At 61.9% G+C, this 9,734-nt stretch carries 10 protein-coding genes; 7 read left to right on the forward strand and 3 right to left on the reverse strand.

Features of this window, described 5'->3' with window-relative positions; translation table 11 throughout:
• The first annotated feature begins 399 nt into the window (after positions 1-399).
• The 4 genes from peaA (at position 400) to peaD (ending at position 4,972) form a co-directional block, all read left to right on the forward strand.
• Positions 400-1,980: a quinohemoprotein amine dehydrogenase subunit alpha gene (peaA, locus tag HNO86_RS25755; protein ID WP_175379739.1), complete on the forward strand. Its 1,581-nt coding sequence runs from the start codon at positions 400-402 to the stop codon at positions 1,978-1,980.
• A 79-nt stretch (positions 1,981-2,059) separates the two neighbouring features.
• Positions 2,060-3,490 (forward strand): quinohemoprotein amine dehydrogenase maturation protein, encoded by a 1,431-nt coding sequence (gene peaB, locus HNO86_RS25760; protein ID WP_175379740.1) that lies wholly within the window; start codon positions 2,060-2,062, stop codon positions 3,488-3,490.
• Between the two features lies 1 nt (position 3,491).
• On the forward strand, positions 3,492-3,815 hold the full coding sequence (qhpC, locus tag HNO86_RS25765) for a quinohemoprotein amine dehydrogenase subunit gamma (RefSeq protein ID WP_008016081.1): 324 nt from the start codon (positions 3,492-3,494) through the stop codon (positions 3,813-3,815).
• A gap of 38 nt (positions 3,816-3,853) precedes the next feature.
• Positions 3,854-4,972 (forward strand): quinohemoprotein amine dehydrogenase subunit beta, encoded by a 1,119-nt coding sequence (gene peaD, locus HNO86_RS25770; protein WP_175379741.1) that lies wholly within the window; start codon positions 3,854-3,856, stop codon positions 4,970-4,972.
• A 276-nt stretch (positions 4,973-5,248) separates the two neighbouring features.
• On the opposite strand, the gene HNO86_RS25775 is transcribed toward peaD, so the two are convergent.
• Positions 5,249-5,650 carry a lysozyme inhibitor LprI family protein gene (locus tag HNO86_RS25775; protein ID WP_175379742.1) on the reverse strand — a complete coding sequence of 134 codons (402 nt, stop codon included), beginning with the start codon at positions 5,648-5,650 and terminating at the stop codon, positions 5,249-5,251.
• A gap of 159 nt (positions 5,651-5,809) precedes the next feature.
• Between HNO86_RS25775 and HNO86_RS25780 the strand changes: the two genes are divergently transcribed.
• Positions 5,810-6,298, forward strand: coding sequence for an SRPBCC family protein (locus HNO86_RS25780; RefSeq protein ID WP_175379743.1), 489 nt, complete (start codon positions 5,810-5,812; stop codon positions 6,296-6,298).
• Positions 6,291-7,115, forward strand: coding sequence for an aminoglycoside phosphotransferase family protein (locus tag HNO86_RS25785; protein WP_175379744.1), 825 nt, complete (start codon positions 6,291-6,293; stop codon positions 7,113-7,115). Before HNO86_RS25780 ends, HNO86_RS25785 begins: the two co-directional genes overlap by 8 nt.
• A gap of 344 nt (positions 7,116-7,459) precedes the next feature.
• On the opposite strand, the gene inhA is transcribed toward HNO86_RS25785, so the two are convergent.
• Positions 7,460-8,146 (reverse strand): isonitrile hydratase, encoded by a 687-nt coding sequence (gene inhA / locus HNO86_RS25790; protein ID WP_175379747.1) that lies wholly within the window; start codon positions 8,144-8,146, stop codon positions 7,460-7,462.
• Between the two features lie 90 nt (positions 8,147-8,236).
• On the opposite strand from inhA, the gene HNO86_RS25795 reads away from it, so the two are divergent.
• The gene (locus HNO86_RS25795) at positions 8,237-9,220 is read left to right on the forward strand and encodes a GlxA family transcriptional regulator (protein ID WP_175379745.1); all 984 of its coding nucleotides are present in this window, start codon (positions 8,237-8,239) and stop codon (positions 9,218-9,220) included.
• Between the two features lie 61 nt (positions 9,221-9,281).
• On the opposite strand, the gene HNO86_RS25800 is transcribed toward HNO86_RS25795, so the two are convergent.
• Positions 9,282-9,665 carry a hypothetical protein gene (locus tag HNO86_RS25800; RefSeq protein WP_175379746.1) on the reverse strand — a complete coding sequence of 128 codons (384 nt, stop codon included), beginning with the start codon at positions 9,663-9,665 and terminating at the stop codon, positions 9,282-9,284.
• Positions 9,666-9,734 lie beyond the last annotated feature (69 nt).

Here is a 9,734-nt window from a genome sequence, read left to right on the forward strand (position 1 = left end):
GAAGCCTGCAACCGTCGCAATTTGCGACGGCGTGAGACGGCCCGTACATCACACCCTGTAGGAGCGAGGCTTGCCCGCGAAGAAGTCCCCGCCGTGTATCAGCAGAACCGCGCCATCGTTGTTCGCGGGCAAGCCATGCTCCTACAGAGGTCTATGCTTGTCTCAGGTTGCAACAGGTGTCGCGAAATAAAACGTGCAACACCCGCGTTGCCCCCGCCAAAACCCGACCTTTTCCTCACAAGCCGTTGATTATTCAAGACATTCGCAAGCTGGCACGCTCCGTGTATTGCTCATCGCAGACGTTTCTCTTGCCTCCGTCAGCGGCCCGCCGCCGACGGCAGAAACCATAAAAACGATCAGCAACAAAAATAAGAAAGCACCGTGCGAGGTTCGACGTTGATGAAGAGAAAACTCCGATCAGGCCTGAGTGTCAGTCTGCTGGCCGTGGCCGCCTGTGTGGCGCTGCATTCGCCTGACAGCCTGGCAGCCCGCGACGCCCAGACCATCCTCAAGGAAACCTGTCAGGGCTGTCACACCCCCGAAGCCAATAACGCCCTGAGCCGCATCAGCCACCAGCGCAAGACCCCGGAAGGCTGGCTGATGAGCATCGCCCGCATGCAGACCATGCACGGTCTGCAGATCAGCGATGAAGACCGGCGCACGCTGGTCAAGTACCTGGCCGACACCCAGGGCCTGGCGCCGAGCGAAACCGATGGCGTGCGTTACGCCATGGAGCGCCGGCTCAACACCGTCGAGCAGTTCGACGAGAAGACCAGCCAGATGTGCGGTCGCTGCCACTCCGGCGCGCGGGTCGCCTTGCAGCGTCGTCCGGCTCAGGAATGGGAGCGTCTGGTGAACTTCCACCTCGGCCAATGGCCGTCACTGGAATACCAGGCCCTGGCACGCGATCGCGACTGGTTCGACATCGCCCGCAAAGAGATGGTGCCGATGTTGGCCAAGCGTTACGCGCTGGACAACCCGGCCTGGAAGAAATGGCTGAGCACCGCGCCGAAAAGCGAGGCGCTGGTGGGTGACTGGAGCTTCAGCGGGCACTTGCCGGGCAAAGGCGAACTGGCCGGAGTGATGAGCGTCAGCGCCGACGGCAGCGACACCTTCAAGGTCAGCGTCAAGGGCCAGTACGCCGACGGCACGCCGTTCAACGGCGACGGCAGCGCGATTCTCTACACCGGCTACGAATGGCGCGGCAACGTAACCATCGATGGCGTGACCATGCGCCAGGTGTTCGCCGCCCAAGGCAATGCCATGCAGGGCCGGATGTTCGAGGCCGAGCACGACGAGCGCGGCCTGGATTTCGTCGCCGCCAAGCAGGGCAGCAATCGCTTGCTGGCGGTGCAACCGGGCTACGTGAAGGCGGGCAGCGAAACTGAAGTGACCCTGATCGGCAGCGGCCTGAGCGGCAAGCCGAACTTCGGCAAGGGCGTGGAGGTGGTCGAGGTTGTCTCGCAGACGCCCGAACAGATCAAAGTCAGACTCAAGGCCGCCGCAAACGCCCAGCCGGGCCTGCGTGCGGTCACCGTCGGCACGTTGAAAGGCCCTGACCTTTCGGTCTACAGCAAAATCGACTCGGTCAAAGTGGTGCCGGAATTCTCGGTCGCGCGGATCGGCGAGGGCGGTGGTTCGACGCCGAAGGTCCAGGGTCGGTTCGACGCCGAGGCCTGGGGCAAGGGCGCCGACGGCAAGCCGTATCGCATCGGTGTGTTCCCGGCGCAGTGGAAGGTCGAGGCCTTCGACGATCGCGCCAAGGAAGACGAAGACGTCAAGTACGCCGGCACCATGCAGGCCGACGCGGGCGTGTTCACCCCGGGCGATGCCGGGCCGAACCCTGCACGGAAAATGTCCACCAACAATGCCGGCAACCTCAAGGTGATCGCCGCCGTCGACGACGCAGGGAAATCCCTGACCGGCGAAGGCCACATGATCGTGACCGTGCAACGCTGGAACAATCCACCCATTCCATAAGGCTGGCCCGACACGGTTTCAGACACTTTTCGGAATGACCGCAAGCCCTGCGTGACGGGGCTTGCACAGGAGGTTTGCCATGGGCGCTATCTTGAATCTGGTCGAACGCAACCTGCACGAAGTGCACGTTGATGCCGACCGCATGCTGTTCCACATCCCAAGCAGTTCGCTATTCGCCAGCGATGAGCTGACGGGCACCATCATCGACACCCTGCGTGGCCCGGGCTGTTCTTCGGACGACCTGATCCAGCGCCTGGCCGAGCGCTTCAACGGTGAAGAAGTCACCGAGACCCTGCGCGAGCTGATGGCCCTGGAGCTGGTCAGCGACGGCTCGCCGCTGACTCCGGACATCGCCACCAAACGCGTCGAGCGCACGGCGATCAATACCGTGGTGCTCAACGTCAACACCGGCTGCAACCTGAGTTGCACCTACTGCTACAAGGAAGACCTCGACAAGCCGTCCGCCGGCAAGAAGATGGACGTCGAAACCGCCATCGCTTCGGTGGAGATGCTGCTCAAGGAATCCCCGGACGAAGAACGTTTCACCGTGGTGTTCTTCGGCGGCGAACCGCTGAGCAATCGCAAGCTGATCGAGTACATGGTCGACTACTGCGAGAAACGCTTTGCCGAGGCCGGCAAGTTCGTCGAGTTCGTCATGACCACCAACGCCACGCTGCTCACCGAGGAGACCGTGGACTACCTCAACGCCCACCGTTTCGGCTTGTCGGTGAGCATCGACGGGCCAAAGACCGTGCACGACCGCAACCGCATCACCGTGGGCGGGCAGGGTACCTATGACGTGGTGCGGCGCAAGGCCGAGATGCTGCTGTCGCGCTACAACAGCCGTCCGGTGGGCGCGCGGGTGACCCTGACCACCGGCGTCACCGACGTCGAAACCATCTGGGATCACCTGTTCAACGAACTGGGTTTTGCCGAAGTCGGCTTTGCCCCGGTGACCTCCGGCGACATCAGCAGCTTCAACCTGACCAACGATGAGCTCAAACAGGTATTCGCCAACATGAAGGCCCTCGGCCGGCGTTACCTGGAGGCGGCGCTGGAACACCGCAACATCGGTTTTTCCAACCTGCACCAGTTGATCACCGACATCCACGAAGGCCACAAGAAAGCCCTGCCATGCGGTGCGGGCCTGAAGATGCTGGCGGTGGATCACAAGGGGGAACTGAACCTGTGCCACCGCTTTACCGGATCGTCCCTGCCGACCTTCGGCAACGTCCACAGCGGCGTGAAGCAGATGGAGTTGAACGACTTTCTGTCCGAGCGCCTGGACCGTACCAACACCGGTTGCAACGACTGCAACATCCGCAACCTGTGCTCCGGCGGCTGCTACCACGAGAGCTACGCCCGCTACGGCGACCCGGCCCATCCGACCTATCACTACTGCGAACTGATGCGTGACTGGGTCGACTTCGGCATCGAGGTCTACACCCGGATCATGGCCAATAACCCTGCGTTCATCAGCAGTTACATCACTCCGCGCAAGGCTCACTGATATGAAACATCTCAAGGCAATCAATAACAAAGCGTTGAAGCTGGATCAGGCCGCGGATGAAAACCGCATCGAAGAAGTGGTGGCCATGAGCTCGGTGGCAGGCTGCGCCTCGACCACTGACCCGGGCTGGGAAATCGATGCGTTCGGTGGCGTGTCGTCGCTGTGCCAGCCGATGGAGGCCGACCTGTATGGCTGCTCCGACCCGTGCTGGTGGCCGGCCCAGGTGCCCGACATGATGAGCACCTACCCGGACTGGAACAAGGACGCCCAGGCGTCCAACGACAACTGGCGCAACCTGGGCACGGTCTTCCCGAAAGACAAGTGATGCCCTCGAGAGCAGCGTACAAGAAGAAGGATTCCAGCATGCACAGCATCAAAGCCTGCGGCCTGGCCGCATTCGCCCTCCTGAGCGCCGCTTCGCTCAGTGCCGTGGCCGATGAAAACACTGCGTTGCAAGACGGTCACGAGTACATGTTGACCACCAACTACCCGAACAACCTGCACGTGATCGACCTGGCCACGGACACCGTGTTCAAGACCTGCAAGATGCCGGACGCCTTCGGCCCGGGCACCGTGCAACTGTCGCCGGACCGCAAGACCGCCTATGTGCTGAACAATCACTACGCGGATGTCTACGGCGTCGAACTGGACAGCTGCAAACAGGTGTTCCACGCCAGCATCACCCAGAAGCCGGGGGAGAAGGCCAAGTCGATGTTCGCCTTCACCCTGAGTCACGACGGCAAGGAACTGTTCACCATCGCCAACCCGACGCTGATGCTCAACGATCGGTATGAAGTGCAGCAGCCTCGTCTCGACGTGTACGCCACCAACGCCGGCATGGATGCCAAGCCGATCCGCAGCTTCCCGGCGCCTCGGCAGCTGACCATCATGCAGAGCGGTGACGACGGCACGCTGTACGTGGCGGGGGCGGATGTCTACAAGGTCAACGTGCAGACCGGCAAGTTCGACGTGCTGATCCCCAGCCGTCACTGGAAGCGTGCGAACTACAGCGCGCCGGACGTGCTCTACGTGTGGAACCAGCAGACCTATCGTCATGACTTCTCGCTGCTCTACACCGCGGCGAAATTCAAGGACAAGAAGCAGGACCCGGCCACCGCCGAGTACCTGTACGGCCTGTTCAGCGTGGACCTGAAGACCGGCAAGACCGAAACCACCGACTTCGGCCCGCTGACGGAAATCTACTTCAGCGGCATGCGCTCGCCGAAGGACCCGAACCTGATGTTCGGCGTGCTCAACCGCCTGGCCAAGTACGACATCAAGGAGAAGAAGCTGATTCAGGCGGCGACGCTGGATCATTCCTACTACTGCATTTCCTTTAACAAGGATGGCAGCAAGATTTATCTGGCGGGGACTTTCAATGATGTGGCGATCTTTGATGCCGACAGCCTGAAGCAGATTGGCAGCATCAAAATGCCGGGTGGGGATATGGCGATTACGACGGCGCAGATTTTTGTGCGGTAATTTGTGGCGTTTGGGCTGACGCTATCGCGAGCAAGCCCGCTCCCACAGGGGATGTCGGTGGACACAGATCTTGTGCCTGACCGAGAACCCATGTGGGAGCGGGCTTGCTCGCGAAGACGGATTTGAATCCACAGAAAATGTGTCGCCTGTCAAGGCCTCTTCGCGGGCAAGCCTCGCTCCTACAGGGTATTGGGTCGGGCACAAAATCGCCGATCGACGCAAAAAACCGTAGGAGCGAGGCTTGCCCGCGAACAGGCCCCAAAGCTTACCCGAGATTCAAACCCCCGGCACCGGACACCCCAGATCCCCCTCCTGACACTTCAAGTAAGTCTTGAACGTCTCAACCCGCGCCTTGGTCAATTCGGTCACGCAATTGCCATAGATCAGCGGATAAACACTCCCGCCCTCCACCCCGGACGCCGAAAACTTGCATTCGGCATCGCGAAACGCCAGCCACGCGCGCTGGGCGCTGAGCAGCAGCTTCTTGCTGTCGGGATTGCCCTTGAGCCGTGCGGTGATCTGCTGGTACAGCGCATTCAGCTCCTTGTCCGCCGCGGCATGCTGCACTGCCGCGCACTGGTTCATGTCCGCCTGGGTGGTGGCATTGTCGCAGTCCAGGGCATGGGCCGGCGGGGTGAACAAAAAGGGCGTCAGCGCCAGAAGAATGCGTACATGCATGGGGAATCTCCCTGTGAAAGTAGAACTCGTGAGCCAGTGTAGCGAAGCCGGCAGCGGCGCAAAGGTCACGTTTGCGACAGCTGACACCCCATTCAGACAACTTTCGGGCTGGACATGTGGTCTTACAGGCCTACTGTTGTTCAGTACAGGAGGTGACGTATGAAACCAGTACCCAATAGTTTTGAGCGCAAAATAATTCTCAAATCGCCGCGCTCCCATGTCTGGCGTGCCCTGGTCGATGCCGAGGCGTTCGGTCAATGGTTCGGCGTGGCACTTGAAGGCAGGCGGTTCATTGCCGGCGAGTGGACCCAGGGGCAGGTCACGTACCCCGGTTACGAACACGTGTTGTGGAACGTGCTGGTGGAGCGGGTCGAGCCGCAGCAGCTGTTTTCCTTCCGCTGGCACCCCTATGCGGTCAACCCGAAGATCGACTACTCCCAGGAGCCCACCACCCTGGTCAAATTCGAACTGGAAGACAACACGGTCGGAACCCTGCTCAGGGTCTGCGAGTCAGGTTTCGCGCACATTCCCGACATACGCCAGAAAGAGGCGTATTACATGGACAGCCGTGGCTGGGAAGAGCAACTGGGCCGGCTCGAACACTTTCTCGCCGAAAGCGCCAAGGCCCGTGAGCGCGAGAATGAGTGAAGGCAATACCTTCGACCCCTGGCTGCAGCGTTGGGCCCTGGTGCCGGACGGTGAACCCATCTTCACCCCCGGCAGCCACCTGCTGCCGGTGCGTCGGGGCGATGTGCCGGCCATGCTGAAAATTGCCGTGGATGCCGAGGAGAAGTTCGGCAACCTGTTGATGACCTGGTGGGATGGCGACGGTAGCGCCCGGGTCTACGCGCACCACGGCGACGGTCTGCTGCTGGAGCGGGCGATGGGCACCCGGTCACTGATGGAGATGGCCCTCAACGGGCAGGACGACGAGGCCAGTCGCATCCTGTGTGCGGCGCTGGCGCGATTGCATGCTCCCCGGCCGACGCCACCACCACCGCTGGTTCCCCTCAAGCCCTGGTTTGAATCGCTGCGATTGGCCGCGGCGCAGTATGGCGGTACCTATTCCCTGTGCCTGGCCATCGCCGAAACCTTGCTGGCCGATCCGCAGGACGTGGTGGTGCTGCACGGCGACATGCATCACGACAACGTGCTGGATTTCGGCCCTCGCGGCTGGCTGGCCATCGACCCCAAGCGGGTCGCCGGCGAGCGCGGTTTCGATTACGCCAACCTGATCTGCAATCCCGATTTGCCGACCGCGACGCAGCCACGGCGTTTCCAGCGGCAGATCGAAGTGGTCGCCGAGGCGGCCGGGCTCGAGCGGCGTCGCCTGTTGCAATGGGTGCTGGCCTTTGCCGGCCTGTCGGCGGCCTGGTTTGTCGAAGATGACGACCAGGCGTCAGCCGAAAGCCAGCTGCACATCGCAAAAATGGCGGCCACTGCCCTGATAACGATGGCGACCTGACAGCCGCGAACCCTGTAGGAGCTGCCGAACGCTGCGATCTTTTGATCTTGCTTTAAAAACAAAATCAAAAGATCGCAGCCTCGTTTCACTCGTCAGCTCCTACAGGGGTATAGCGAATGTCTTACACGTGATGGCACTTTTATCTTCTGTTACAGATTGGATCCGATACGTATTCTGGCCCCATCCACTGACGCACAGGGAGCGCGTCAGGATCAAGGATGATCGGCCATTTGCATGGAATGCTGACGACAGGGAGTCGTGATGGTCTTGGAAGAACCCGCTTCGGCGGGTTTTTTAATGGGCGCAGGAAAAGGCGGCGAGCAGTGTGTGCTCACCGCCTTTTTTCATTGCAGGTCGAGTTTGGCTGCGGCGCGTTCGGTGATTTGCCCGCGCAGTTTGAGTGAACTCGCCCCGCGCTGACGGGCCTCCTGCAGTACTTCGACCGGTGCGGTGTCCGGGCTGCCGGCCGCGAACGGCGGAGCTGGCGCGTATTCGAGCTGCAATTGCACAAGCTCGGCGGTCTCCCGGTCGAACAGCTCGGCGGCCAGGGTCAGGGCGAAATCGATGCCGGCGGTGATGCCGCCACCGGTCAGCAGATTGCCGTCGCGCACCACCCGATCCTTCACCGCAATGGCCCCCAGCGGCGCCAGCAACTCGTGATAGGCCCAGTGGGTGGTGGCGCGCTTGCCCTTGAGCAGGCCGGCCGCGCCAAGCACCAGCGCGCCGGTGCACACCGAGGTGACATAACGTGCCGTCGCGGCCTGGGCTTTCAGGAATGCCAACGTCTCATCATCCTCCATCAACGGCCCGACCCCGCTGCCGCCGGGCACGCAGATCACATCCAGTTTCGGGCAGTCATCGAACGTGGTGGTCGGCTTGAGCACCAGGCCGGTGCTGGCGGTGACCGGCACCAGATCTTTCCAGATCAGGTGCACCTTCACATCCGGCAGCGAAGCCAGCACGTCGTAAGGGCCGGTCAGGTCCAGTTGCTGCACCTGTGGAAACAACAGAAAGCCGATCTGCAAGGTCATGGTGTTTTTCTCCTGGAAGTGGGTGGACGTCTTCACTGTAGGCGCCTAGGATTTGGCGCATACGCCAATAACCCCTCGAATTACGCCAAAATGCCCAAGCTCATCCACGTTCTCGCGTTCGCCAATGTGCAATTGCTCGATGTCACCGGGCCGTTGCAGGTGTTCGCCTCGGCCAATGACATCGCTCGACAGCGGGGATTGCCCGTACCTTATCTGCCATCGGTGATCGCCAGTTCGGGTCCGGCGGTGACGTCGTCGGCAGGCTTGGCGATGCTGGCCGAGCCGCTGCCGGAGCAGGGCAGCGATACCCTGATCATCGCCGGCGGCTGGGGCGTTTACGCGGCGGCGCAGGATCCGGCGCTGGTGACCTGGGTGCGCGAGCATGGGGAGAAGTGTAGGCGGGTGGCGTCGGTGTGCACCGGGGCGTTCCTGCTGGCGGCCAGCGGATGGCTCGATGGCCGGCGCGTGGTGACCCACTGGACGCGCTGCGATCAACTGGCGCAGCAGCACCCGCAGTTGCAGGTCGAACCCAATCCGATCTTCATCAACGACGGTCCGGTCTGGACCTCGGCCGGGGTCACCGCCGGTATCGACCTGGCACTGGCGATGGTCGAAGCCGACCTGGGCCGCAACATGGCCCTGGAAGTCGCCCGGCAACTGGTGGTGTTCCTCAAGCGTCCCGGCGGCCAGTCGCAATTCAGCGTGACCCTCTCGTTGCAGCACGAAGGCAACCGCTTCGACGAACTTCACGCCTGGATCAGCGAAAACCTCACCAAGGATCTGGGCATCCCGACCCTGGCCCTGCAGGCCGGCATGAGCGAACGCAGCTTCGTACGCCACTACCGCGCCGACACCGGCCAGACCCCGGCCCGGGCCATCGAACTGATCCGCGTCGAAACCGCCCGGCGCCTGCTCAGCGACACCGGTGTGCCGATCAAGCGGGTCGCGGTGCAATGCGGTTTCGGCAGCGAAGAGACCTTGCGCCGCAGCTTCCTGCGGGCCATGGGGGTGACGCCGCAGGCTTATCGCGAGCGGTTTTCCGTAAGTGCTGAAGCAGATCCAGTCATGCCTTGAGGTGGTCGCCGGGCCAAAACACGCCCCTTGTAGCAGCTGGCTTCGTCAGCTGCTACAAGGGCTAGGCGTCGGATGTCTGGTTGAAGTATTTGCTGCGATCCGGGGTAAAGGTCACGACCATTTTCGTGCGGGAACAGGTCAGGGCCCGTTCCTCGGTCAGATCCACGTCCAGGTCTTCGCCGCGCAGGCCCTGCCATTGGGCGAGGTATTTGAGGGAGCCGTACTTTTCGAGTTTCTTCAAGCTGCGGCTGACGCCACCTTTCCAGCCCAGCACCGGCAGTTCGCCGTCGAGGCATTGGCGGGCGAGGTCGGGAAAACGCGCGGCGCGCTGGCGACCGATCTCCCAGCATTTGATCAGGCCCTTGTCGTGCTCCTCCCACAATTGATCGCGGCCGAGGCCGGTGCGAAGAGGGAGGTCGATGCTGCGGTGGATGCGCTGGGTCATTTCTGTTCCTTGAATTCGGGTTTTGTTGGACAGCTCCGCTGTGCCCGTCGGGGCGGGATGTTAGGGGGG

Source organism: Pseudomonas sp. C1C7 (assembly GCF_013359595.1).
Lineage (GTDB): Bacteria > Pseudomonadota > Gammaproteobacteria > Pseudomonadales > Pseudomonadaceae > Aquipseudomonas.